Annotated in this window: 25 protein-coding genes and 1 tRNA gene; 8 read left to right on the top strand and 18 right to left on the bottom strand. The window is 55.5% G+C overall.

Translation table 11 applies throughout. The annotated features are described in order from the left end of the window. Nucleotides 1-4: 4 nt before the first annotated feature. Nucleotides 5-877, bottom strand: a complete 873-nt coding sequence (locus TIRI35C_RS05770; RefSeq protein WP_188202098.1) for a type I restriction endonuclease — start codon at nucleotides 875-877, stop codon at nucleotides 5-7. Nucleotides 878-959: 82 nt separating this feature from the next. Between TIRI35C_RS05770 and TIRI35C_RS05775 the strand changes: the two genes are divergently transcribed. The 3 genes from TIRI35C_RS05775 to TIRI35C_RS05785 are packed head-to-tail and all read left to right on the top strand — an operon-like array spanning nucleotide 960 to nucleotide 3,719. Further along, a complete protein-coding gene (locus TIRI35C_RS05775) occupies nucleotides 960-1,751 on the top strand; it encodes a class II glutamine amidotransferase (protein ID WP_246454696.1) in 792 nt (263 codons plus the stop codon). 43 nt (nucleotides 1,752-1,794) lie between these two features. Next, complete coding sequence (locus TIRI35C_RS05780) at nucleotides 1,795-2,202, top strand: CBS domain-containing protein (protein ID WP_188202099.1); 408 nt, start codon at nucleotides 1,795-1,797, stop codon at nucleotides 2,200-2,202. 5 nt (nucleotides 2,203-2,207) lie between these two features. After that, on the top strand, nucleotides 2,208-3,719 hold the full coding sequence (locus TIRI35C_RS05785) for a metallophosphoesterase family protein (RefSeq protein WP_188203068.1): 1,512 nt from the start codon (nucleotides 2,208-2,210) through the stop codon (nucleotides 3,717-3,719). Here TIRI35C_RS05785 and TIRI35C_RS05790 read toward each other — a convergent pair. Further along, nucleotides 3,709-4,599, bottom strand: a complete 891-nt coding sequence (locus tag TIRI35C_RS05790) for a 2-phosphoglycerate kinase (RefSeq protein ID WP_188202100.1) — start codon at nucleotides 4,597-4,599, stop codon at nucleotides 3,709-3,711. The two genes, TIRI35C_RS05785 and TIRI35C_RS05790, sit on opposite strands and share 11 nt — an antisense overlap. After that, complete coding sequence (locus TIRI35C_RS05795; protein WP_188202101.1) at nucleotides 4,596-5,903, bottom strand: 2,3-diphosphoglycerate synthetase; 1,308 nt, start codon at nucleotides 5,901-5,903, stop codon at nucleotides 4,596-4,598. The genes TIRI35C_RS05790 and TIRI35C_RS05795 overlap by 4 nt, the downstream gene beginning before the upstream one ends. Before the next feature lie 146 nt (nucleotides 5,904-6,049). Here TIRI35C_RS05795 and TIRI35C_RS05800 point away from each other — a divergent pair, with 146 nt between their 5' ends. Further along, on the top strand, nucleotides 6,050-6,229 hold the full coding sequence (locus TIRI35C_RS05800) for a hypothetical protein (RefSeq protein WP_188202102.1): 180 nt from the start codon (nucleotides 6,050-6,052) through the stop codon (nucleotides 6,227-6,229). A gap of 77 nt (nucleotides 6,230-6,306) precedes the next feature. Then, entirely contained in the window at nucleotides 6,307-7,185 is an 879-nt protein-coding gene (locus TIRI35C_RS05805; protein WP_188202103.1) for an MBL fold metallo-hydrolase, read from the top strand. 10 nt (nucleotides 7,186-7,195) lie between these two features. Here the strand turns inward: TIRI35C_RS05805 and cas4 are convergent, their stop codons facing one another. Then, nucleotides 7,196-7,837, bottom strand: a complete 642-nt coding sequence (gene cas4 / locus TIRI35C_RS05810) for a CRISPR-associated protein Cas4 (protein ID WP_188202104.1) — start codon at nucleotides 7,835-7,837, stop codon at nucleotides 7,196-7,198. Between the two features lie 179 nt (nucleotides 7,838-8,016). Further along, nucleotides 8,017-8,352 carry a PIN domain-containing protein gene (locus TIRI35C_RS05815; protein ID WP_188203069.1) on the bottom strand — a complete coding sequence of 112 codons (336 nt, stop codon included), beginning with the start codon at nucleotides 8,350-8,352 and terminating at the stop codon, nucleotides 8,017-8,019. Nucleotides 8,353-8,561: 209 nt separating this feature from the next. Here TIRI35C_RS05815 and TIRI35C_RS05820 point away from each other — a divergent pair, with 209 nt between their 5' ends. The 3 genes from TIRI35C_RS05820 to TIRI35C_RS05830 all read left to right on the top strand — a co-directional run bounded on the left by TIRI35C_RS05820 (nucleotide 8,562) and on the right by TIRI35C_RS05830 (nucleotide 12,595). After that, nucleotides 8,562-9,500 (top strand): hypothetical protein, encoded by a 939-nt coding sequence (locus tag TIRI35C_RS05820; RefSeq protein WP_188202105.1) that lies wholly within the window; start codon nucleotides 8,562-8,564, stop codon nucleotides 9,498-9,500. Nucleotides 9,501-9,599: 99 nt separating this feature from the next. Then, the gene (gene taw2 / locus TIRI35C_RS05825; protein WP_188202106.1) at nucleotides 9,600-10,445 is read left to right on the top strand and encodes a tRNA(Phe) (4-demethylwyosine(37)-C(7)) aminocarboxypropyltransferase Taw2; all 846 of its coding nucleotides are present in this window, start codon (nucleotides 9,600-9,602) and stop codon (nucleotides 10,443-10,445) included. A gap of 248 nt (nucleotides 10,446-10,693) precedes the next feature. Beyond that, nucleotides 10,694-12,595 carry an aldehyde ferredoxin oxidoreductase family protein gene (locus tag TIRI35C_RS05830; protein ID WP_188202107.1) on the top strand — a complete coding sequence of 634 codons (1,902 nt, stop codon included), beginning with the start codon at nucleotides 10,694-10,696 and terminating at the stop codon, nucleotides 12,593-12,595. 360 nt (nucleotides 12,596-12,955) lie between these two features. On the opposite strand, the gene TIRI35C_RS05835 is transcribed toward TIRI35C_RS05830, so the two are convergent. The 13 genes from TIRI35C_RS05835 to TIRI35C_RS05895 all read right to left on the bottom strand — a co-directional run bounded on the left by TIRI35C_RS05835 (nucleotide 12,956) and on the right by TIRI35C_RS05895 (nucleotide 24,440). Then, a tRNA-Ser gene (locus tag TIRI35C_RS05835) sits at nucleotides 12,956-13,041 on the bottom strand. Between the two features lie 16 nt (nucleotides 13,042-13,057). Beyond that, nucleotides 13,058-13,366: a 30S ribosomal protein S10 gene (gene rpsJ / locus TIRI35C_RS05840; RefSeq protein ID WP_014011815.1), complete on the bottom strand. Its 309-nt coding sequence runs from the start codon at nucleotides 13,364-13,366 to the stop codon at nucleotides 13,058-13,060. A gap of 51 nt (nucleotides 13,367-13,417) precedes the next feature. After that, nucleotides 13,418-14,704, bottom strand: a complete 1,287-nt coding sequence (tuf, locus tag TIRI35C_RS05845) for a translation elongation factor EF-1 subunit alpha (RefSeq protein WP_188202108.1) — start codon at nucleotides 14,702-14,704, stop codon at nucleotides 13,418-13,420. A 185-nt stretch (nucleotides 14,705-14,889) separates the two neighbouring features. Further along, nucleotides 14,890-15,411 carry a hypothetical protein gene (locus tag TIRI35C_RS05850; protein ID WP_188202109.1) on the bottom strand — a complete coding sequence of 174 codons (522 nt, stop codon included), beginning with the start codon at nucleotides 15,409-15,411 and terminating at the stop codon, nucleotides 14,890-14,892. Nucleotides 15,412-15,528: 117 nt separating this feature from the next. Further along, nucleotides 15,529-17,727, bottom strand: a complete 2,199-nt coding sequence (locus tag TIRI35C_RS05855; protein WP_188202110.1) for an elongation factor EF-2 — start codon at nucleotides 17,725-17,727, stop codon at nucleotides 15,529-15,531. A gap of 121 nt (nucleotides 17,728-17,848) precedes the next feature. Continuing rightward, nucleotides 17,849-18,928: an HD domain-containing protein gene (locus tag TIRI35C_RS05860; RefSeq protein WP_188203070.1), complete on the bottom strand. Its 1,080-nt coding sequence runs from the start codon at nucleotides 18,926-18,928 to the stop codon at nucleotides 17,849-17,851. A 197-nt stretch (nucleotides 18,929-19,125) separates the two neighbouring features. Further along, nucleotides 19,126-19,875: an ABC transporter ATP-binding protein gene (locus TIRI35C_RS05865; RefSeq protein WP_188203071.1), complete on the bottom strand. Its 750-nt coding sequence runs from the start codon at nucleotides 19,873-19,875 to the stop codon at nucleotides 19,126-19,128. Then, on the bottom strand, nucleotides 19,875-20,336 hold the full coding sequence (locus TIRI35C_RS05870) for a hypothetical protein (RefSeq protein ID WP_188202111.1): 462 nt from the start codon (nucleotides 20,334-20,336) through the stop codon (nucleotides 19,875-19,877). The genes TIRI35C_RS05865 and TIRI35C_RS05870 overlap by 1 nt, the downstream gene beginning before the upstream one ends. Then, a complete protein-coding gene (locus tag TIRI35C_RS05875) occupies nucleotides 20,333-21,100 on the bottom strand; it encodes a hypothetical protein (RefSeq protein ID WP_188202112.1) in 768 nt (255 codons plus the stop codon). Before TIRI35C_RS05875 ends, TIRI35C_RS05870 begins: the two co-directional genes overlap by 4 nt. A gap of 4 nt (nucleotides 21,101-21,104) precedes the next feature. Then, nucleotides 21,105-22,175 carry a hypothetical protein gene (locus TIRI35C_RS05880; protein ID WP_246454698.1) on the bottom strand — a complete coding sequence of 357 codons (1,071 nt, stop codon included), beginning with the start codon at nucleotides 22,173-22,175 and terminating at the stop codon, nucleotides 21,105-21,107. After that, nucleotides 22,172-23,248 carry a hypothetical protein gene (locus TIRI35C_RS05885; RefSeq protein WP_188202113.1) on the bottom strand — a complete coding sequence of 359 codons (1,077 nt, stop codon included), beginning with the start codon at nucleotides 23,246-23,248 and terminating at the stop codon, nucleotides 22,172-22,174. The genes TIRI35C_RS05880 and TIRI35C_RS05885 overlap by 4 nt, the downstream gene beginning before the upstream one ends. Next, nucleotides 23,230-24,258, bottom strand: coding sequence for a hypothetical protein (locus TIRI35C_RS05890; protein ID WP_188202114.1), 1,029 nt, complete (start codon nucleotides 24,256-24,258; stop codon nucleotides 23,230-23,232). Before TIRI35C_RS05890 ends, TIRI35C_RS05885 begins: the two co-directional genes overlap by 19 nt. After that, nucleotides 24,255-24,440 carry a hypothetical protein gene (locus tag TIRI35C_RS05895; protein ID WP_188202115.1) on the bottom strand — a complete coding sequence of 62 codons (186 nt, stop codon included), beginning with the start codon at nucleotides 24,438-24,440 and terminating at the stop codon, nucleotides 24,255-24,257. The genes TIRI35C_RS05890 and TIRI35C_RS05895 overlap by 4 nt, the downstream gene beginning before the upstream one ends. Between the last annotated feature and the right edge of the window lie 238 nt (nucleotides 24,441-24,678).

Here is a 24,678-nt window from a genome sequence, read left to right on the forward strand (position 1 = left end):
ACCATCAAATCTCAACCGATATCCTCAGCTTTTCCTCTTCCTCCAGCTTTTTGAGTACATCCAGGGCAGTCTCGGGGCTGAGCGACATTCTCCTGATGTGCTCGTAGGCCCTCCGTACCTCCTCCCGCTCGTACCCCCGGGCGCGCTTCTCCAAATACAGCAGGACGGAGAGGAGAACCCCCTTGATGCTCCTTTCCTGGAGGGGAAGGAACTTCCACCCACCGTCATAGACATAGGCTGCCTTGGGCGTCTCGTCCCCCCTCAGCTCCCCAACGGGAACTGTGTTCATGCCCTCCCGCGACGTCAGGTACTCGATCAGCATATCCTCGGAGTAGCCTTCCTGTCTGAGTCCCAGAAAGCTCAGCTCAAGCGCCCTCAGAAGGGAGGCAATCCTCTCCATCTCGGTTATCCTGGACTTCGAGAGAATGGACAGCTTCAGCACGGCCTTCTCAAGGGGCTCTTCCTCGATGTTGACGGTAACGAGAACCCTGTCCCTCAGACGGGAGCCCTCCTCAAAGGCTTTCACCACTATCCACACGGCACCGTTCGTGAGGATGCCGTATTTAACACCGGAGTTGAAGCAGTAGCGCGCCAGCTGGCGGAGGGGCTCGTCCCGCGTGATTATGTTAACCCCGAGGTTCTTGGCCTCGACGTAGGCAAAGACCCCGCCATTGAGGATGAGCGCGTAGTCCGCCCTCCCGTCCTCCGTCCGCTCCTCCGGCCTGACCTCCTCCGGGTTGTTCCAGTCCCAGCCGAGCGCCTGGAAGATTTCCCCGATGAGGTGCTGCTTCACCGCCTCCTCGTTCTTGGCGTAGAGTTCCCTGTGTGAACGGATTTTCCTCCTGACGCTGGCCACGGCTTTGGTAAGCCCCTCCATACCTATACCCCCGACCGCTTTAGTGCTCTCCCCACGACCTAAAAGCTTTTGGGCGGTGGGTTCAAATTGCTCCGGTGGGACTATGTGCCGCGTAATGTTTGCAGCAGGTGACGGAAAGCGGATTCGTCCGCTGCTGGATGCCCTGGTAAGATCCTCCGAAAATGACCCGTACAAGGAGCGGAGGGGAAGGGGGAATCAGCACAGGGACGGATGGGGGTACGTCCTCCTGAAGGAGGGTTCGGTGAAGCACTACCGCTCGCTGAGGCCCATATTTGAGGACGACGCCGCCCTCGGTTCCCTCAGAGAGGAGCTTGAGGGCTTCACCGTGCTGATGGCCCACACGAGGGCGGCCAGTCAGGGGGCCAGGAACCTCTTCAACGTCCACCCGTTTGCGTTCTCGTCCAGACACGGCTTCACGTTCTGGCTGCTCCACAACGGCGACCTTGACAAGGGGAGGATTATGGAGCTCGCCGAACTGGACGGAGAGGAGCTGGAGAACGTTTCGGACACCTACGCCTTCGCCACCTACCTGTGCAGGAGGCTCCCCAGCCCGTCGCTCGATGACGTTCTGGAGCAGTACCGGATCATCAACGGGACGATGAAGTCCCTCTTCAACACCGTCACCCTGTTCCAGGATTCCGGGGGAAGATTCTCCGCCTTCATAACCGCCAGCATGAGCGAGAAATACGCCGGGAACCCGCTGAACTACGACTACGGAAGGCTGCTCCTCATCGAAGATAAGGACCTCTTCGCGGTGACGTCCTCAACCTTCGAGCTGTACCACCCCGCGGACTACCGGGTAATCCCAAACGGAACCGCGTTCTACGTTAGGCTTGGTGAGGAAGACTTCGACGTTGAGACGGTTCGCCTGTGAAACGTTATATACTATGCCCCCCACTTTTATTTTGGGTGGCAACATGGATAGGGATGCCCCGATCAAGGTTTACATGACGAGGAAACTGATAGGCGTTTCTCCGGACGACAGCGTAAAGCGCGCCTGTGAGGTCATGGTGGAGTTCGACATAGGCTCCTTGGTTGTCGTCGAAGAAAACAGAGTGGTGGGGTTCTTCACGAAGAGCGATATAATCCGGCGTGTTGTCATCCCGGGGCTGTCAAATAGCACCCCAGTCCGGGAGATCATGAGCGGGGAGCTGATAACCATTGACGCGAACACACCCGTGAGGGACGTTCTCGATCTGATGGCCAAGAAAGGAGTCAAGCACATGCTCATCGAAGAGGACGGCGAGATAGTGGGTATATTCAGCCTGAGCGACCTGCTGACCGCCAGCAGGAGGCGGCTCGAGACAGCCATCGCGGCCGAGTGATGGGTATGATACGGATAGCGCACATAAGCGACACCCACATAACCGGCGAGAGCGCCTACAAGGGCTACGCCTACGACCTCATAGTCAACGACGTGAACCGCGGGGACTTCGACTTCGTGATACACACCGGCGACGTGACCAACCAGGGCCTCCGCGAGGAATACGAGCGGGCCTCGTACGAGCTTGGAAAAATAAAGAAGCCGCTCGTCGTTATCCCTGGCAACCACGATGTCAGGAACGTCGGCTACGAACTGTTCGAGAAGTTCATAGGGCCGCTGAACGGCGTTTACGAGTTCCGCGATGGGGTCGTCATCTGGGTTGACTCGACCATACCCGACCTGAGCGATGGCAGAGTGGGCGGCCACAAGTTCCGGTGGCTCAAAGCGAGACTCGAGGAGTACTCCGAGAAGAAGTTCAAAATCGTCGCCGCGCACCATCACCTCGTCCCGCTGCCCGACACCGGGCGGGAGAGAAACGTCCTGTACAACGCAGGCGACGTCCTCGACCTCCTCCTCAGGCACGAGGTCAGCCTCTACACCTGCGGCCACAAGCACGTGCCCAACGTCTACCGCATCGAGGATATGGTGGTCGACAACGCGGGGTGCGCATCCTGCAGGAAGACGAGGAAGGGGGACGTGAACAGTTACAACATCATCACCATTCACGACGACGGCAGGATAGAGGTTACGATAAAACGCGTGACCGGGGACGAGGTGAGGAAGGAGCACAGGCCCATAAAGCCGAAGATCTTCGTGCCCCGCGGGGAGCGCCTGCTCCGGATAGTCCAGATGAGCGAGAGCAACGTCTCTGACAGGATGTATTTCAGGAGGAAGGTACTCGAAAACGCGGTGCGTACAATAAACGAAAAGCTGAGGCCGGATATAGTGATTCACAACGGCGACGTCGTGGATATGGGGATAGAGCGCTACTACGAGAAGGCCTACGAGTTCTACGAGAAGATCAAAGCGGAAAAGCTCGTCGTTCCCGGTCACAACGACATAACCTACCTCGGCTACGACCTGTTCCTGGAGTACTTCGGCGAACCGGAGATTGTGGAGATAAAGGACTTCAAGTTCCTTCCAGTGATAAGCGCCCAGTACGAGACCCCTATAGGGGTCGTCGGGCGGATAGGCCAGCGGAAAGTAGCGAGACACCTCGAGGAGTATCGCGAGAGCTTTACTGTGGTCGTTCTGCACCACAACATAATCCCGATTCCGCGGAGCAGGGAGGTGGGATTCCTCGAAGACGCCGGTGACGTGCTGAGGACACTGACGGAGGGGGAGGCCAACCTCGTGCTGACCGGCCACGGAGGCAACTCCTTCGCGGTCAAGGTTGAGAAAACACCGGTAGTCAACGCGGGCTCAATAAGCTGGGAGCTCCACAGGAACCCCTTCGGAAACAGCTTCAACCTTATAGACATATACCCCGGGATGATAGTCGCCTTTGAGGTTCAGGCCACGTGGGGGAGCGGAAGGCTCCTTGGGATATGGAAAATAAAAGGCCCGTTCACCCTCTGACGTCCCCTCCCACCTTTTTCATCAGCCGCTCCATTATGTCCTCCATTATAACGTCCACAGTGTGCTCCAGCTCGACGTTGTTTATCACCCGAACCCCATGCTCCCTCGCCATCTCCACAATGAAGTCCTGTATCTCCATGATGGCGTCTATGTGTTCGAGATAGTACTCGGCAGGCCTCTTGCTGTAGCGTGCCCTTTCGTAGAACCTGGCCTCCAGGTCCCGCTTGCTGCCCACAGTTATCACGTACATGAAGTCCCTGTCGTTGAGCTCAACGTAGCCCGGAACAAGGTGTATGCCCTCGATGACCGTGTTGAAGCCCTCTTTGTGGGCCCTCTCAAGGACCGCCTTGAGGCCAACGGACACATGGCGAACCTGCTCCTCGAAGCCCCTGATAAGGGGGGAGTCCCTTCCCTTTACCCTGCCGGTGGCCGTCCAGGCGAGGAAGGACGACGTGTGTAGATCCGGGAGAAGTTCAGGCGCTATTATCTTCCTCATGACCTCCCTTACCGTGTCCGTCCCTATAACGCTCCTTATGCCGAGGCGGAACGCCAGCTCGGTCGCTATCGTTGACTTCCCTACACCTGTTGCCCCACCGAGGAGAATGGTTATCGGCACCTTCAGGCGGCGGAGCTGGCGCCAGAACAGGTAGCGCTTCGCCGCTTCTTTAAGGCCGTGGTCAATGAGCCTCCTGTACGTCAGCTCACGTATCTCCTCCGTGGTGACAAACTTGGCCTTTCTGGAATTCAGCTCCTTCTGAACCTCCGTGGCTATGATGTAAGCTATACCCACATCAACACCCGCGAGGGTTATTGAGCGCGTGAGGATTCCCCTTGAGAACGGGAGCCTGGCCCTGCTCTCGGGGTCGGTTACGATTATCATCCTCTTCCCTCCAGTATCGAGCGGCCGAGCCTCAAAACGGCCCTTCTTAGGTCCTTCCCATCGATGTTGACAGGCTCGTTGTCCAGGTAGATCACCTCGATTCCCCTCTCAAGTGCCCACCGGGTAACAACGTCCACGGCGGCCGCTTTAAGCTCAACGGCCACCGCGTCGATACCCTCGAATCCCCCCAGGTCCTTTCTCAGTGCAGGTCTCCTCGACAGGTTGTCAGAGGTGTGAACAACGTCCGCCCCCATGTCCTCGATGTACCTCCTCGCCCCCTTGAGGGCCAGCCCCGACGTCATCACGAGGGCCAGCCTCTTCCCGGAAACGTCCCCGAGGGGCCTCGGTCTGAACGCGGTCAGATGCACATCCGCGTCGGGGTTAATCTCCAGGATTATCCTCTCAAGCTTCCTCAGCCGCCCCCGGGGTACCGAGTCGGCCATCGTGACGACGACTATGTCCGCCAGGGAGAGCCTGAAGGGGCCGAAGTAGCCGCCTATGAAGTCGGGCTTCTGGGCGGCGCTGACCATGAGGACGTACCCATCTGCGCGGTAGGCGGGAAACGTTGCCCCGCTGCCCTCGAGGATTATTAGGTCGTTCGGCAGGCTCTCGGCCAGCTTAACTCCCTCATCCACAACATCGAAGAAGGAAAACCCCGCCATGCCTCCCCCGCAGCGGCGGCACCCTATGGTCACCACACGTGAGGTGAGCGCGTTCTCAAAGTGGTCCGAGGCGGCGTGCTTTCCCTCCCCCGCCAGCTTGACCAGGAACTCGGGGGTTATCTCAAATTTGTCCCCCTCTATCAGCTCCGGCTCCTCGGGACCCCCGCGGCCCATCGTGACTATGACGGGGTTGGCTATCTCCTTGAGGGTCCTGGCTATGAAGCCGCTGACCGCAGTCTTGCCGACCCTCTTCCCCGTCCCTATGACGGCAAGGCTCGGCTTTCTGGTCCTCTTCAGCGGCCGGGGGGTGAACGTGAAGTCGGCCCCCCGGTAGGTCACCCCGTGCAGCATGCACAGGGATGCAATCCTGAACCTGTCCTCGTAGTTCAGAACTGGCTCGTCGCTCAGGTCAACGACCTCGCAAACATCGTTCTCCCGGAGGGCCCTCGCGAGGGCGGCAAGGTAGTCCCCCGCGTAATACACTGGAATCCCGAGCCTCTCCTCGATGTCCCGAATGTCCCTAATCTTCTCACTCCCGCCCAGAAAGACGGCGCAGCAGACATCACCGAGCCTTTCCACCGCCCACGCGGTGACGTCTGGATAGTGCTCGCCGTCGATAAGGACGAGCCTCCGATTTTTCATGCCACCACCGTAACCACTATCTTCATGGAGCATTTAACATTTTGGAGTGTGTCCCAGCGGCACCTCTCCGCACCCCGGGAACCGCAGGAAGGATTATAAACCCCAAGGAGGTATGATTATTGCCCCGCTGAAAGGAGGTGTATGAAATGGCTGAGATGATTGTTAAGAGCAAGGTTAAGGAGGCCGTCAAGGCCATCGACCCCGAGATGAGGGTCAACCCGGAGTTCTACGAGGCCCTCGAGGCCGAGGTTAAAGCCCTCGTTGAGAAGGCTGTCAAGAGGGCCAAGGACGAGGGCAAGAAGACCCTCTACCCGAGGCACGTCTGAGGCCTCTCCCTTTTCCTGCTTTTTCCATTCCATCGATGGCCTTTTATTCTCCCTTTCCTAACTTTTGCGGTGGTAACATGGCGCTGAGAAAGCTCGGAGATTCTATCTACCTATACCCGGGCAGTCCATCTACCCTGATAAAGGTTCTCAGGGAAGGGGCTGTTCTGATCGACCCCGGCCACGGGAGCGGGCGGCACAAGGATCTGAAAAGGGAGGTCCGGAAGCTGGGGGTCGAAATAAAGGCCCAGCTTGCGACGCACGGCCACGCGGACCACATATCGGTTGCGCCGAGGATCGACGCTCCTCTTTTCATGCACCGCTTCGAGTTCTCGATAGCCGAGAGTCCGCTGAACAGGGAACTGCTCACCTTTGGCTCAAAGGCGCCGAACGGATTCCTCGTCTTCCAGTTCCCTGACGAGGTCAAGGTTCACGCGGTTTTCGAGTGGGGTGACGAACCCTTCGGTCTCAAGTCTGTGAAGCTGGACGGACATTCCCCCGGCATGACGGGTTTTGTGGACGAGGCGGGCGGGATTCTCTACGCGGGGGACGCCTTCTTCGGGGAGCGGGTCATAACCTCGGTCGGCATGCCCTACATGGTCGACCCTGACCTATTCAAAGCTTCAATTACAGAATTAAAGAATTATGTAGAAAGGGGCTTTCTCCTGATACCCTCCCACGGCAGGCCGGTGGAGGGGGAGGAGGCGCTCGAACTGCTCGACTTCAACCTCACCTGTGTCGAGGAAACAGAAAGCCTCATCCTGGACATCCTGAGGAAGGGGCCAATGGGCATCGACGGTATCGCCTTCCGCATAATGAAGTACTACGGGGTCGAGGTCACGCCCCAGAAGCTCGCCCTCAACCTCGTCCCCACCAGGGCCTTCATTGCGAAGCTCTACAACGAGGGGAAGGTGGACGCGGTCGTTGATAACGGACTCAAATGGAGGTTGAGAGGTTAGGAACGGGCACTCACTCCTCGTCAGGATAGCACAGGTAGCGGTAGGGGCAGAACCTGCACGTGTAGGAGTATTCCCCTTTGGGGGGCTTTCCTCTTTTGTAGGCCTTTTTGACGGAGTAGAAATGCTTGAGGGTCTCGCGGAAGAGCTTGCCATCGTAGGGGACTTCAAAGGCCCTGAAGTTCGGCCCTTTGACGATTGGAAAGCGCGAGAAGTCGATCTTGCTTATCACCTTCATCGGCTCCTCGTGGAGCTTGACGTAGTAGAGATAGCCGTACTCCGCCTCTGCCCAGCGCATGTAAATGTTAAGCTGGGCCATATGGTAGTCGTAGGGTTTGCTGGGGAGGCTGGTCTTGCCCTTTATCTCGATCGGGAAGTCCCCTATGGCGTCTATTCTGCCGTGTATCTCGAAACCGAGCCTCCGGGAGCGAAGAACGAGGTGCTTCTCAAGCTCGAAACCGAAGCGTTTTTGCAGGATCTCCCCGAGGACGTTGTGGGTATTTATGCCCTGGTTCAGCCTAACCTTTACGAACTCCGGCCATCTCTCTGGGTAGCCCTTGAGCCTGAAGTATATCCTCCTCGGACAGGTTAAGGCCTCGCTGGCGTAGAACTCGATGAGACCATCGTTCCCGTTGATTCCGTCATTTTCGGCCATTCCGTTCCCTCCAGGAAGGGGGCGGGTCATCGGCCCGCGAACCTCTCCGCCCCTGCGTCAGCTAATACCGACGTCATCACCCATCAGACTGGGCAAGGGTCGTCATCCGCTTGGAGGGTTAAGGCTAACCCACCATTTAAACCTTTGGGGAAAGAAGGCCGAATGAAGGGAGAAGGAAATCAGAGTATGGTACCCTTCTTCCTCTTGAGCGAGTAGCTCAGGCCATAAGCAGGCCAGATGCTCGGTGGCTGCTCGTAGTGGTGGAGGTTCCTCAGTATCTTCTCCGCGGTCTTTTTGTTCCTGGCCTTCACCCTCAGAACGCCGTCCTCAAGCTCAACCGTTCCGTTGGACAGCCTCAGGGTGAGCTTTGAGCCGTTCACTTCGGGCCTGGCCTTCATCAAAAGCTCCCTGTAGTCCTCGTATGCCTCCCTGCTGAGCTTCTGCTCAAGAAAGACGGGTTTCTCACGTGACTTAAACAGGCGGGAGAACCAACTACTTGAAGGTTCTTCATCCATACTCCTCATCTACCTCCGGAGGATTTCTCGTTTTAAATTCGCGGTTCCGCTTTTTAAGGCTTTCTCCTCGCTTTTTGCCGAAACGGCGAAATCTCTGCCATCTCCGGTGGTGAGAGAGTACTACCTATTGTCACTGCAGGATAAGAAGTTTTAAAAGTGCGAAGAATAAGGCAATTTCAGACCAGCCAGATGCAGTATCGGTGAGCATCATGTCCAAAAGCCTTCTTTTACTGCTCCCGGCCTTAATACTCCTGATCTCACCCTTAGCGGCAGCGCAGAGCGATGGATTTATCACATCCATCCGCGTTTACCCTGGAGAATCTGACGCTTTCATCGTCGTTGGGTGGGACCTGGCGTATTATACGATGTGCCCAGGCACCGGCTCGGAGGAGAAACTATGTTATTGCTCACTCGATCCAACGTTTTTCAGGCGCTATGTGTTTTACTTCAACGGGAGCAACGTTGCTTACGTCCCCCAGCTCTCCAATGTGGATGTAGAAATCGGGTTTAGCCATTCGAACTCATCGTGGAGGATGGCCTACATGTTCGGTGAAATAAAGCCTGGGCTTCCGGAGGCAAACGAGTCGAATTACTACGAAATCCATCCGGGGAAGGCATGCGTTCGTCCATTAGGTAACCTGTCCTATCTATTTCGCCCGTATCATGGAATTCCGGGTAGAGTGGAAGGAGATACCCTCGTTTTTTCTAACGGCTCCCAGACATACAGAGTTCCGCTGGAAAACCTGAAAGGCCACGTGCTGTTAAAATCGGACTACGACAATTTCAGGGCAGTTTTTCTCAAAAACGGGGTTCTGTTCTATGTCCCTTTCTATGAGGGGACGACGGATTATGGATATCCAAATGTTATAATACACGGAAGGGGAAACTGTTCCCCTGATAATCTCATGGTCGAAAATGTGGATAAACTGAACCCTATTGTTCTGTTTTTCTACGACGGAGATGAGCTCAAAACTTTTCCCCTCTACCGGATAACATACAATGATTCCCCAGACCTCAGGCCAGAGGTTTTGATCAATATGACCCTTGATTTTTCGCAGTGTGAACGAGAAATATGTGGTAATGGAATCATATTAGTCATCTTATTGCTCGCATTCGCCTTTGTGCTGTGGACAAGCAGGAGGCACTGAGTCTGAAAATGCTTTCTATTTCAATCTTGGAAACATTATGGGACTTATGACAGGTAGTGGGCAAAGGTTTAAAACCCATGCCTAAGGATTAGACGTGAAATGGGACAAGGGAACACCAGACTCATCAAACCCCGCATTCGGGAAACGTTGGCCCGTGAACTCCCCGGGGAGTTAGTCCAGATGCTCCCCAAACACTGGGTTCAGATAGGCGATGTACTGATTCTGCCGCTCAGGCAGGAGCTTGAGCCGTACAAGCACCGCATCGCCGAGGTCTATGCCCAGGTAATCGGGGTCAAAACCGTCCTCAGGAAGGGCAGAATAGGCGGCGAGTTCCGCGAGACGAACTACGAGGTTCTATACGGGAGCGATACGGTGACGGTGCACGTTGAGAACGGAATCAGATACAAGCTCGACGTTGCCAGAGTCATGTTCTCCCCGGCCAACGTCAAAGAGCGCGTTAGAATGGCAAAGGTCGCGAAGCCCGGGGAGCTCGTGGTGGACATGTTCGCCGGAATCGGACACCTAAGCCTGCCGATGGCCGTTCACGGGAAGGCCAGGGTCATTGCAATAGAAAAGAGCCCGTACACATTCCAGTTCCTCGTTGAGAATATCGAACTGAACCGGGTTCAGGACAGGATGACGGCATACAACATCGATAACCGCGACTTCCCTGGAGAGAACATAGCCGACAGGATTCTGATGGGCTACGTCGTTACGACCCACGAGTTCATCCCCAAGGCGCTCAGCATAGCCAAGGACGAAGCGATAATCCACTACCACAACACAGTTCCGGAGAGGCTGATGCCGGAAGAGCCATTCAGGACGTTCAGGGAAATCGCGAGGGAGCACGGCTACGAGGCCGAGAAGCTCAACGAGCTGGTAATCAAGCGCTACGCCCCCGGGGTCTGGCACGTCGTCGTTGACGTGAGGGTCTTCAAGAGATGAGCCTTTCTTCTATGTTTCCGTTGAAAGGTCCTGTCCCAACCGCACGACGTTCCAGCGACCGTTTAAATTTCCCCATTGGGTTCGTCCATGGAACTTTCTGTTCCATCGGACAAACTTTTGGTCCGTTGTGTCGAAGGCAGTTCGCTGGTGGTTAACAATTGAACTTAACTTAACATATACTGTGAAACGCTTCCTTTTGCGAAGACCTTATATCCTTCAACCCGAAAATCTTTCGAGGTGATTCTGAAATGGAGGCAAAAGGCGGCTACTGGGGCAAGATTCTGAGGGTTAACCTGACCACCAAAGAGGTCAAGGTTGAGCCCCTCCCCGAGGAGTTCCCGAGGAAGTACCTCGGAGGCGTTGGCTTTGGAACCAGACTTCTCTACGACGAGGTTCCAGCTAAAGCTGACCCCCTCGGGCCCGAGAACAAGATGATAATCACGCCCGGTCTGTTCGTTGATACCGGCATCGGAACCGGCTCCAAGACTGCATTCAACTTCAAGAGCCCGCTCACCGGCGGCTACGGAAGGGCCATGGCCGGTGCCGAGATGGGAGTCCAGCTCAAGAGGGCAGGCTACGACATGCTCATAGTAGAGGGACAGAGCGACGAACCCGTCATGCTCATCATCAACGACGATGACGTCGAGATCGTTCCCGCCGACGGCTACTGGGGCCTCACCACCGGCGAGGCAAGGTCCAAGGCCAAGGAAGAATACCCCGGCTATGCGACCGCGTTCATCGGACCCGCGGGCGAGAGACTCAGCCTCATCTCGACGATCGAGACCGATGACAGGCAGGCCGCCCGTGGAGGGCCCGGTGCCGTCCTCGGAAGCAAGAAGCTCAAGGGCATTCTTGTGAAGGGCAGCAAGAAGGTCCCGATAGCCAGCCCCGAGAAGTTCCGCGAGCTCCTGAAGGAGTGGGCCCTCGTCTTCAAGGACCACCCGGCCACCAAGGCGGACATGGACTACGGAAGCGGTGAGTTCCTCGACTGGATGAACCGCGAGCGCGGTACCTTCCCGACCAGGAACTGGCAGATGGGCTTCTTCAAGAAGGCCTACGAGAAGGCCAAGGAGGAGGGCAGAGAGCACATCGGAATCGACCCGTACTTCTGGGCGCCGAAGTACCGCACGGGAAGGAAGCCGTGCCCGATGTGCAACAAGCCGTGCAGCCAGTACGTCAGGGTGGAGAGCGAGAAGTGGGGCACCTTCATGGTGGATGGTCCCGAGTACGAGACCCTCTACTCCTTCGGCGGCGTCCTTGAGCTCGACGACTTCGAGACCGTTGCCTACCTCAACTACCTCGCCGACCAGCTCGGTCTCGACACCATCTCAGCCGGTGTCACCATCGCCTGGGCCATGGAGGCTTACGAGAGGGGACTCCTCACCAAGGAAGAGGCAGATGGCCTTGAGCTGACCTTCGGCAACGGAGAGGCAGCGGTCGAGGCCCTCAGGAAGATGGCCTACCGCGAGGGCAACCTCGGAAAGCTTTTGGCAGATGGCGTCAAGAGGGCCAGCGAGAGGCTCGGCAAGGGCAGCGAGAAGTTCGCCATGCACGTCAAGGGCATGGAGCCGCCTGCCTATGACGTCCGCGGTATAAAGGGAATGGCGCTTGCCTTCGCCGTGAACGTCCGCGGTGCCGACCACCTCACCAGCGGCGCCTACGGAACCGAGCTCGTCGGCAGGTGGTGGAAGTTCGACGGCGTCGACAGGACCAGGGGCGAGAACAAGGGATTCGAAATAGCGTTCCACGAGAACCTCATGGCGGTCTACGACGCCACCGGAACGTGCAAGTTCTCAAGACACATGTACTTCCTTGAGGGCTTCCCGCCGCTCGTCGAGGCCGTCACCGGCATGAACATCGGTGAAGCAGAGCTGATGGTCATCGGTGAGAGAATAATGAACATAGCGAGGGCCTTCAACGTCAGGGAAGGCTTCACCAGGAAAGACGACACGCTCCCGTACAGGATTATGTGGGAGCCGATTCCCGAGGGTGTCAGCAAAGGCCTCCACGTCCCGCCGTGGGAGCTCGACAGAATGCTCGACGAGTACTACCAAGCGAGGGGCTGGAGCAGGGACGGAATCCCGACCAAGGCCAAGCTCATGGCCCTCGACCTCCCGGACATCGCGGAGGACATTGGGGCCGGGATTTGAGGCCCCTCTTACTTTTCTGTTTACACATAAACAAAACTTCGCCCATATTCTCCCGTCGTGTATCAGCCAACTACAGGGCCTACAATCAGGACTTTGCTCACCAAAACTCTATCAAAAGAGCGCCCTTTCTCATAAAACAGCTGGGAAAGGTTAGCGTGCACTCTAAAACTCGCCCATGAAAAAGAGCTTAACATAAAACCGACTATTTAAGGGATTCCACTTTTATTCTGGCGTCCCAAGGACGCCTTGTGGAGAGTGGAACACTATAAACTACCAATTATGACGGATAACCCCTCTGAAAACAGGCAACTTTGAACTTGCACGCCAACTTTGATCAAACTTTGCGCAGGCAAAGTTTGGTGGCGCCGGGGCAGGGATTTGAACCCTGGTGGGCAGAGCCCACTGGCTCTCCAGGCCAGCGCCTTCCCAGGCTAGGCTACCCCGGCGCATAAAGGAGAGGAATCAGGAGATGAGCTCGATTTCGATGGTAACGTCCTCAGGGACGCGGATGCGCATGATCTGGCGCATGGCCCTTTCGTCGGCCTCAATGTCAACGAGCCTCTTGTGAACGCGGAGCTCGAACCTGTCAAAGGTGGCGGTGCCCTCTCCGTCCGGGCTCTTCCTGGTGGTGATCCTTATCCTCTTGGTCGGGAGCGGGATGGGTCCGCTCATCCTAACGCCGGTTCTCTCGGCGATCTGCTTGATCTGGTCGGTGACCTCGTTGAGGGCCTTAATGTCCGTGCTCGCAAGCTTAATCCTTGCCTTCTGCATTTCCGTCCCTCCTAAGGCTTAAGGAAGTAAAGGAAAGGTCAGAGAAGGCCTTCACTCGGCCTTCTGAACGGAGATGACCATACCGGCAGCGACGGTCTGGCCCATGTCACGGATGGCGAACCTGCCCATCTGCGGGATCTCCTTGACCGGCTCGATGACCATCGGCTTGGTCGGCCTGAGGATAACTATTGCGGAGTCACCGGTCTTGATGAACTGCGGGTTCTCCTCGACGATGTTACCGGTCCTCGGGTCGAGCTTAGCCAGGAGCTGCTCGAACCTGACGGCGACCTGGAGGGTGTGCGCGTGGAGGACCGGGGTGTAGCCGACGGTTATTGCAGTCGGGTGGTTGAGGACGATGATCTGGGCCTTGAAGGTGTCCTTCGGCCTGACGACGGTCGGCGGGTTGTTGGTGTGTCCGGCAACGTCACCGCGCTTTATGTCGTTCTTACCAACGCCACGGACGTTGAATCCGATGTTGTCACCCGGAAGGGCCTCCTGCATGGACTCGTGGTGCATCTCGATGCTCTTGACCTCACCCTGGATGGCCTTGTGGAAGATGGTGCTGGCCGGCTCGAAGATGACGACGTCACCGACCTTGAGGACACCGGTCTCGACACGGCCGACCGGGACGGTACCGACACCCTTAATGGAGTAGACGTCCTGGATCGGGATGCGGAGCGGCTTGTCGGTCGGCTTCGGCGGCTCCGGTATCTGGTCGAGGGCCTCGAAGAGGGTCGGGCCGTTGTACCAGGGCATCTTGTCGCTCTTCTTGACGATGTTGTCGCCCTCCCAAGCGCTGGTCGGGATGACCTGGACGTTCTTGTAGCCGAGCATCATGAGGAGCTTCTTAACCTGCTCGGCGACCTGCTTGAACTTCTTCTCGTCGTAGTTGACCATGTCCATCTTGTTGAGGGAGACGATGATGTGGTTGATACCGAGGGTCTTGGCGAGGAAGGCGTGCTCCTTGGTCTGCGGCATGACACCGTCGGTGACGGCGACGACGAGAACTGCCGCGTCAGCCTGGCTGGCACCGGTGATCATGTTCTTAACGAAGTCCCTGTGGCCCGGAGCGTCGATGATGGTGATGTACCTGTGCGGGGTCTCGAACTTGGTGTGGGCGACGTCGATGGTGATACCCCTCTCGCGCTCCTCCTTGAGCCTGTCCATGACCCAGGCGAACTTGAAGGACTTACCCTTCTCACCCATCTGCTCGAACTTCTGGATGATGTTCTCCGGAATGTTCTGGCTGTCGAACAGGAGCCTTCCAACGGTGGTGCTCTTTCCGTGGTCGACGTGTCCGATAAAGACAATGTTAATGTGCGGCTTCTCCTTAGCCATTTCCATACACCTCCAAACTTTGGTCTAGTCCGATTGACTAGGATGGCTTTTTAAATCTTTCGAACCTCGGCCCCCTCGGGCGGGAAACCCGCAGTTTATCGGGGAGGCCTCACGAGTTCCGTGCTTAACTTACGAAGCGGGTTTAAAAACTTAACTACGGGGGTTTGAACAGGAAAATGTAAACCTCAGCCCCCCTTCAGCCTGCATTTCCTGAGGTAGTCCCAGAGGGTGTAGTAGATGGTGAACCTCTCCTCTCTCCTGCTGTCAATGTCATACACCGTGAGAACCAGCCCGCACTCCCTCGTGCCGTTTTCAAGGGTATAGCAAATTTCCCTGTAGGCATTCTCCGAGGGGCCGGTGCTCGAGGTGTATCTAACCTCCACCAAGCGACCGTCCTTTCGCACCAGGACGAGGCGCTGGTAGGTCCTACCGTATCCATCATTCGAGAGGAAACTCCTCTCCGCCACCACCGTTTCTATCCCATCAGACTTGTTCGCGCTCACGTTCCAGCTTTCATAGTTGATACTCCTGACGAACTCGAAGGGTGCAGTTCCAGCTTTGCACTCCACCTTCTCCTGTGGTGTTGATGGCCCCCACCAGAAATAGGAGTAGTGCTCGTAGAACACCATCCCCGGCCACGGGACGAACAGTAAACTCCCAATGACTACCAGAATTCCAACGAAGAGTACCTTCCTTCGTGCCCCCATGAAGCTGATATCATCGTCAGAAATTAAAGAGTTTTCGGAGGAGACGTTGAATTAAGTGGCACGGTATCTCAAGCCCATGAGACTAGAAAGTAGGCAGAAGGGAAGGGCGGAAAGCCCTCACTGCTGCGGGCAGACGTCCTGCTCCTTCGGCGGGTTCGGGTCAAGGCCCTTCCTCTGGCGTATCTGCCTGATGATGTTGGTGGCCAGCTCTCCAGGAACGCGCTTAAAGCCAGCGTGCTCGGTGCTCCAGAGGGCCCTTCCGCTGGTGGCGCCACGTATAGCACCGGCGAATCCGAACATCTCCGCAACCGGGGCCTCAGAGATGATGATCATGACCTCACCCTCCTGTCTCATGTCGATGAGCTGGCCGCGCCTCTGGTTGATCTCCCTGCTGACGGCACCCATGTACTCGTAGGGCACGTTGATGATGACCTTCTGGTACGGCTCGTAGAGGATCGGCTGGGCCTTCATCATGGCGCACTGGATGGCACTCCTGATGGCCGGGTAGATCTGGGCCGGGCCGCGGTGGACGTTGTCCTCGTGGATCTTGGCGTCGTGAAGCCTGACCATGACCTTCATAACGGGCTCCTTGGCGAGCGGACCCTCGTCCATGGCCTGGTGGAATCCGTCGACGAGGAGGTCCATGACTTCGTTGAGGTACTGGATACCCTTGGTGTTGTCGAGGAATATGTTGCCGTGGTATATGTCAACTATGCCCTTGGCGACCTCGTAGTCCATACCGAGCTCGGCGAGCTTCTTGGCGACGGCCTTCGGGTCCTTCGGCCTGCCCTCCGGGATGAGTCCCTCGTGGATGGCCTGGTAGATCTCGTCCGGAAGCGGCTCCACGGTGATGTAGAACCTGTTGTGCTTGTTCGGGCTCTTTCCTTCGACTATCGGGCTCATCTTGCTGACGCTCTCGCGGTAGACGACGATCGGCGGGGAAACGTCAACGTCGAGCTTCCAGTCCTCCTTGAGCTTGACGAGCTTGACCTCAAGGTGGAGCTCACCCATACCGCTGAGGAGGTGCTGACCGGTTTCCTCGTCGATCTTGACGTGGAGGGTAGGATCTTCCTTGGCGAGCTGGCGAAGGGCTTCAATGAGCTTCGGAAGGTCCTTAACGTTCTTGGCCTCGATGGCGACGGTAACGACCGGCTCGCTGGCGTAGTGGAGGGCCTCAAACGGCTCGATCTGCTCCTGGGAGACGGTCTCACCGGCCATGGCATCGCGAAGACCTGTTACAGCGACGATGTTTCCTGCAGGAACGGCCTCCATGTTGACCCTCTCGGGACCCATGTAGATACCGACCTGCTGGATTCTGGCCTTCCTCTTGGCGTTGATGAGGTATACCTCCTGGCCGGTCTTCACGGTACCGCTCCAGACACGGCCGGTTGAAACCTCACCGGCGTGCTTGTCGAGGATGATCTTGGTGACGACCATGACCATCTTGCCCTTCGGGTCGCACTTGAGCATGGCCTGGCCGACCTCGCTGTCAACCTCTCCCCTCCAGAGGTGTGGGATCCTGTACTTCTGGGCCTCGAGCGGGTTCGGCAGGTGCTTGACGACCATATCGAGGACGACGACGTGGAGCGGGGCCTTCTGCCTGAGGGTCTTGAGGTCGCCGCTGTTGGTGAGCTCGACGATGTCCTTGAAGGAAACACCGGTCTTCTTCATGTACGGGACGCTGAGGGCCCAGTTGTAGTAGGCACTTCCGAAGGCAACGCTACCGTCCTCGACCTTGACGAACCACTGGTTCTTGAACTCGTCCGGGGCGTACTTCTTGATGAGCCTGTTGACATCGGTGATGATCTTGGCGAACCTCTGGAGGATGTCGTTCGGGCCGAGCTTGAGCTCCTTGATGAGACGGTCAACCTTGTTGATGAAGAGAACCGGCTTGACGTACTCCCTCAGGGCCTGTCTGAGAACGGTCTCGGTCTGGGGCATGACTCCCTCGACCGCGTCAACGACGATGATGGCACCGTCGATGGCTCTCATTGCTCTCGTAACGTCACCACCGAAGTCAACGTGACCCGGCGTATCTATGAGGTTGATGAGGTAGTCTTGACCCTCGTAGTTGTGAACCATCGAAACGTTGGCCGCGTTGATGGTGATTCCCCTCGCCTGCTCCTGCTCGTCGAAGTCAAGGACGAGCTGCTTTCCAGCCAACTCCTCGCTGATCATTCCGGCACCTGCGAGCAGGTTGTCGCTCAGCGTCGTCTTACCGTGGTCAATGTGAGCGGCAATACCCATGTTCCTGATCCTCTCGGGCTGGGTCATGAGCTCTTTAATCTTCGCAACCATCTCTTCCCTTCTTCCCATTTACACCACCTTCTAACCTGATGAGCTTGTTCACCACTCACTTAAGAAGCCCGGTTATAAATCTTTCCCAGCGGAGAAATGGAAGGGCGCTCCGGACGTTCAAACTACTTAAGGTTTTGGGTTATGGAATGAACCCGGCCCGCAGGAATTTCTCAACCCTCTCCACCATGTCCGCCCTCGCGTAGACACCCCAGCGCCAGTGAGTATCCTTTAGTTCAACGAGGGAGCGAACGAGGGGGGAGACCTCGCTAAGGCGTTTTAAGCCGTTTTCCGTCTCGACGAAGGCGTTCTTCTCCTCGAACTTGGGCTTTGGAGGATAATCCACCAGCGCCAGGTGGTCGAACTCTGCCTCTAGTTCTCTTTTCAGCTCTTCAACTGCCTTCTCGCCCGGGTCTTTATCCGTGTAGAGAACGCGCTTGTAAAGCCTCCTGTCGTCCACCGCCCGAACGAGCTCCCGAACCTCCACCCTCTCACTCGCCCTGAGCCGTGCTATCAGATCAACCTCGTCCATGGTGCGTATTTCATCGGAGGGAATCCCTTCGAGCTCGACAGCCGTTATGAGCATGGCACTCGCTATCTTCGAGACGTGATGCTGGTAAACGGTGGGATACATCATGCTCCTCGCCAGAAGCAGGTTCTGGGCGGCCATGATGCCCTTCTCCCCGATTATCAGCCTCTCAGCATCGTAGTGAAGGTTCCTCACGAGCCTGTCGAGGTCAACCAGGCCGTAGGCCACGCCTGTGTAGTAGGCGTCCCTCACGAGGTAATCCATCCTGTCGGCGTCTATATCTCCGCTCACGAGGGGGTGCTTGAGGAGTTTGATGAACTCCCCCACGGAATAGCGCTCCCTGATAATATCGCTGATTTCGCCGTGCCTTATGAACCACTTCGTGTTCTCCTCGTGCCGCGGGTAGAGGGCCTCGAGCGTGTGGCTGAAGGGATAGTGGCCGAGGTCGTGCAGTAAAGCCGCGTAAACTGCGCCCTCCTCGATTTCGGGGTTGTGTTCGGTTATCCTTTTCGCAAGATAGAAAGTTCCCAGCGAATGTTCGAAGCGCGTGTGCCTGGCCGAGGGGTAGGCTAGGAATACCGGACCGAGCTGGGTTATTCGCCTGAGCCTCTGGAACTCAGGGGTATCAACGAGCCTCAGTGTGAAACCATCCAGTGATATGTCCCCATGAATCGTGTCCCGTATTACTTTCATTTTGACCACGAAGGCCATAGAATCGAAAGATTAATAAACGTGGCGGCGATACGCACCCTGCCGGCCGATACGGGCCGGCCTCTATCCCGGGCCGGGGGGTAGCCCTCAGGGGTTACCCCCCACTAAAACCTGTTCTGTTCCATTATGAACCCGGCATACTTCAGAAGAGCAAAAATTTTAAAGGGAAGCCCTCAAAATTATCTTGTGGCAGGAGTTTGCCGACCCTCCTGCCCTGAGGAAGAGGGGCCTTCTTGGGCCCCCTTCCTCTTTGAACGTTCTATATGTGGTTTGAACAGCTTCTCGACCTCTTCCTGAACCTCCTCCGCTTCTCCGCTCAGGACGAGCTTTCCGTTGCCTATGACAACCACCCAGTCCACTATCGGAATCAGCGGCTCCCAGATGTGGCTTATGACAACGAAGTTGGTCTTTTTCATCTCCTCGATTATCTCAATAACCCTCTCCATGCTGTCGAAGTCTATGTTCGCCAGGGGCTCGTCGAGGAATATCAGCTCGGGCTTCCCTACGAAGGCCTGTGCAAGGGAAAGCCTCTTGAGCATTCCCGATGAGTAGCCGCTTATCCTCTTGTCAAGGAAGCCTTTGACCTCAAACAGCTCCGCAACCCTCTCGACTTCTTCCTCACCGAACCCTTTGCTCTCGGCGAAGAGGGTCAGCCATTCCCTGCCCGTAGTGAACTGCGGAAAAGCCGGCGGGTCGTAGGCAACGCCGAAGCGGGCCTTAAGTCGTCCATTGTTCCAGGGGACTTCACCGAAGACCCTTATCTCTCCGGCGCTTGGACGATAAACGCCGGTGGCGAGCTTGAGGAAGGTGCTCTTTCCGCCGCCGTTGGGGCCGAGGATTAGGGTGATTCCCTTAGGAATGCCCACGGTAACGCCGTCGAGCGCCTTGATGCTCCCGAAGTGTTTCTTCAGGTCTCTCGCCTCGATTATCACCTGCCCCACCTCCACACGATAAAAGCCAAAAGGATTGCAAAGAAGGAACCGCTGATGTATAGGGAGTTTTGGACCTCCTTGGTCGGGTAGTTTTTGATGAAACGGAAGGAGCAGGTTAGCTTGTCCGTGCCGTTGTTGATTATCAGGTAGTCCCCCTCCCCCGGCAGAATGAACTGATACTTTGCGTGGCCGTAGACTGCGTGTTTATCCACCTGCTCTCCTGTTATAACGTCGTATACCTCAACGACCCCGTTGCCGTTGCAGGATGCCTCAACCAGCGAGCTGGTGGGAGTGTGCGCCTTTACGGTGCTGAGACTGGTGAAGTTTCCCTGTCTCTCGACAGGCTGAAGAAACACCGGGCCGATTGAGCCGACCTGGTTTTCATAGGAACTGTAAACCCAGAGCGAGCCAATGGTGAGCAGGAGCATCGCAGAGAGCAGGGCACCCCAGAACCTCACACCACATCCCTCCTTCTGATGAGAACCCACGAGAGGGCAAAGAGCGCCAGCGGGACGAGAAGGCCCCAGCCGATGTAGTTAATTGTGAACGGTGTAAAGTCAGTGCTCCCGCTCCTGGGTATGGCGTTGATGAAGAGCACCGGCGGGAGGTTGGAAAGGCCGGTAACCCTGGGCGCGTATATCACCGCAAAGCCGACCATGAAGGCAAGAAACGCGTTCGGGGAGGCCAGTGGGACAAAGGTCGCAACCGCCACCAGGTAGAGCACAAGGAAAATTACCAGAACCAGTGCATCGCTTAGGAAGTTTGAGGTTATCTGGGGGAGGTAGTTCAATATGCTTGCGTAGGTGGTCACGCTAACGTAGGCGAAGGGCAGCAGTATCATGGTGAATCCGTAGATTAAGAGCGAGAGAAGCTTGACTCCGAGGAGTTCATCGTTGGAGTAAGGAAGCGAGTAAATCGAACGCGCGACACCGCTGTCCCTGTCATAGCGGAACATTAAAGCACCGAGGAGCAAAACCAGGAAGCTCACCAGCGTCCAGACGTCGTCGAGGGAGAGCATGCCCTGTATAGCCGTTGAAACTCCAGATGCTTTTGAAGGCCCGAAGAGTTCAATCTGGGTTCCAGAGGCAAAACCCATGCCCGAGTTTACCGCCATCAGGGACTGTTTCATGGCCATTCCTGCCAGGAGTACTCCAAACAGCAGGAGGACGTTCTTAACCAGGTCGTTCATCTCCCACCGGAAGAGTGTGTAAAGTCTTCCCATGTGTCTACTCCCTCCGTTTCTTTATCTTGGTCAGCCCGACAATAATCAAGAGAATAGCGAGAGAACCGTGGAAGACGTAGGCTGTTTTAACGTCCGGCTTGCGAAAGCTAATGGTGTTGAGTCTTTTGGCGCTCGTTTTGAACAACTTAAGCACAAGTCCTGTTGCATAGGAGTCATCATGTCTGACTTCTGCCTGATATAAAGCATATTCATCGGAAAATGAGGCGCTTAAAATGCCAACGGCCCAGAGGTCAGGCCCGCCGTTGGGTGTGAACACGAGATTTCCATCCGACGCGTCAAAGGTGTAAATCAGGGTTGCCATCTGGACAATCTCGATGGGATACCCCTTCCCAAATGGCTGGGTTAGGTTGAACGAATACCCCTCAGTAACCACGGTCTTGAGGGGTGGGTAATACGTGATGTTCTTCCACTTCTTCGAATTCTTGTTATCCACCGTTACCCTGCCGATAACGGTACTGAAGGGATACTTGGAAAAAGCACTGCCCTTTTCGAGCGGGTGCAACGGACTGTCAAAAAGCATCGTGTGACCGTAGGCTTTTCCGTCCTTTACCACCTGCATGTCGGCTTCTCTGATGAGATGCGATCCAGTTATCGTGACTTCCCGAAGTTTGAAGATGTACCAGGTCCAGTCCTTGAAATCCGGGTCATGACTTTTCTCGGTTTTCGCTGAGAGAACATCCACATCCTTCCAAAAGGCTGGGGGGTGAACCCCTTTGGGGAGAACTGTCATTACGGTGACGTTGGTAAGTTCTATTTGAACGTGTGAAATGATATACTCATTGTTTTCATCGGAGAGGTTGAACCTTATCACGGTGTCATTGTACGTTTTTATCACGTAGAGAACTCCGGAGTAGTTGTAAATCATCAGCGACGTGGTTACCCAGTCCGGTTTGTCCCCGTGGGAGACGCGATATTGAATGTATGGGTCGTACCTCTGGGCGATGTATTCGATGTAAACTCCTGGCTTGATCCAGTATGGGGCCGCGAGCGCTGAATGAAGGCCTCCAATGAGGATGAATATTGCCACTAACATCGAGGGAATGACGTTTCTCATTTTGATTTCCTCCCGCCTTTTGCTGTCATGATAGAGCCGAGGAGAACCAGCGACCCCCAGAACGCGTACTTCCACGGCGTTTTAGCCTTTGAGAACGGTACCTCTTCTACTCTCTGAAACTCCGCATTAGTGTCATACAACGGTAGCAGGCCGGCCCATACGGAGTTTCCCTTTACTATCTGGTCATAGGCCACGCGCTCGTCCATAAAGGATGCAAAAGGAATCCCTATAGCGGCAAGGTCAGGGGAAATCAGTATCGAGAGGGTAGTCGGGGATAACACCATTCCCGTTGCTGGATCATAACGCAAATCCCCAGGAGTCTGGGTGGTGAACTCCACGAGACCCTCCATAACAAGTGGCGATCCCAGGAGAGACAGCGTGGCAACAGGGGGCCCGAATTCCCTGTAATATGTTTTCGAGGGTTTATCCTTCACGGACACCCTTTCGACTTCCATCGTCCAGTTAAGGGTCGGAAAAACCACAAAGGTCTCGTTCTCCTGCGGAACCAGACCTGGATCGGTATCAATCCAGAGGAAAGTGTGACCATAGTGGGTTCCGTCCAGGCGGAAAACGGCACCATCGCTCTCCCGTATTCTGTAAACACCCTTAATCCTGAGGGAACGGAGGTGCACCTTGTATTCAAGGGTACCTGAATTGCTCGGGGTTGGTATGGTTTCAACTTTTATGACCTCGTTTTGTTCCCAGATTGGACTAAGGTTCCCTCCAGTTGGGACGGTGACTTTAACCGTTACATTGCTCATGTCAATACGGACGCCGACCGTTAGATAACCGTCAATCTCCTCCAAAATAGTGAACTTGAGGTAAGTGTCGTTGTACGCGTAGATTCGGTAGGAAGCGTTGTGGGAAAGGTAAACAAGAAACGCAGTTCTTTGCTCGGTTGAGTATCCCTGGGAGAGCTGATACTGGATATACGGGTCATACCTCATAGCCGCATACTCAACATAGACTCCCGGCTTGACCCAGTACGGGTGTGCGTATGCAGGGAAAACAGGAAGAGATATCATAAATAAAACCCATAAACCCCTAAGAGCCTTCATTGCCTCTTCCTCCACGCCACAACCACTGCGAGCACCAGGAGTAGGACAACGGCCGTGTATAGATACTTCGTATCCGTTTCAGATTTTGAAAACTGTACCGTCTCAGCGACCCCAAACTCTGCATTGGTGTCGTAAAACCCTATTCCGTAGGTGTAGAGCTTCCCGTCCTCCTTGTGGTTCCTGCTCATGTACATGCCCCACTGGTCCATAAAGTACACCAGCTTGACACCGCATGCCGCGAGATCAGGGGCTGTCGGAAAAAGGCCAGTAACAAACATACCTGTGGATCCATCGAAATACAGTATCGCATCGGTTCCTGAGAAGGAAACCTCCCCAATCGGGGTCTTTACACTCATACCTCCCGCGGTTCTGACGTAGATCACCGGCTTCGTGAAATTGGAAGTTCTAGTGATTACACTCACGTCCAGGGAAGTAACGTTCACCACCTTTGAAACGGAATTGCCTGCGAAACCAACAAGCTGGAACGGCTGATCTACCGTTATAGGGGCGTTTCCCAGATCGTCCCAGAGGATTGTGTGGCCGTAGTTTGTGCCTGCGGTATCGAAGACCATGCTGTCCTCCTTTCTAATCTTGTAGGTGCATGAGTACCTAGCCTCCGTGACGTTGAATAGCGTCTCGTTGTCAAGGGTCTTTTTTGAGATCAAAGCTGATTCCGGCCACAGCACTACCGTCTTGTCCCCGAACTGCTTTATTGTTACGTTAAACATCTCCAAAATCAGCTTCATGAGCAGGTAGTCTCCTTCGTCGCCCAGGATGGTAAATGTCAAGTATGTGTCCCCCATAGCGGACATCTGGATGTAAGTACCATTAACCTCAAGAACAACGTCACCCGTTGAGAGAGACATGCCCGTTGATGCATACTTACGGGCAATTTCCTCGTGTCTTAATGAGGCATACTTAATATAAACTCCCGGTTTGGCCCAGTATGGCATGGCATTAACAGGATACGCACCGATTAGCACGATCAAAAGAATCACGAGGAATTTCAGGTTTTTGCTGTTCAAGACACCACCTCCAAATATCCATTAAGATATTTGACATCATACTTGACTCCGATTTCTGCATAGGCCCAGCTATACTGGCCTGAACTGTAGTCTCTCACAACCGTGGTGTTCCATATCGTCGCTGCCGCGAACCCTGTCACCACTACCAGCAGACCGAACAGTATTGCCACAAGCTTCTTCATGGTGCCGACCCTCCTGCCCGGGGGCGGTTAATACGCCCCCTTGGGCAATTGGTGATACTCTCATTATCATATTTAACTTTTACTTCGAAGTCTAATTATAAATTTCAAAAAAAATCGGGAACGTCCCTGCAGGCCATTACATTGTACAAACACATAGGCAGATATGTCAAAACTAACAACCCGGTTATGCAGGTGTTAACGAAATAATTTAACAAAAGGTCGCAGAATTGTGCAAAAA

Origin of the sequence: Thermococcus camini (assembly GCF_904067545.1) — an archaeon.
GTDB lineage: Archaea > Methanobacteriota_B > Thermococci > Thermococcales > Thermococcaceae > Thermococcus > Thermococcus camini.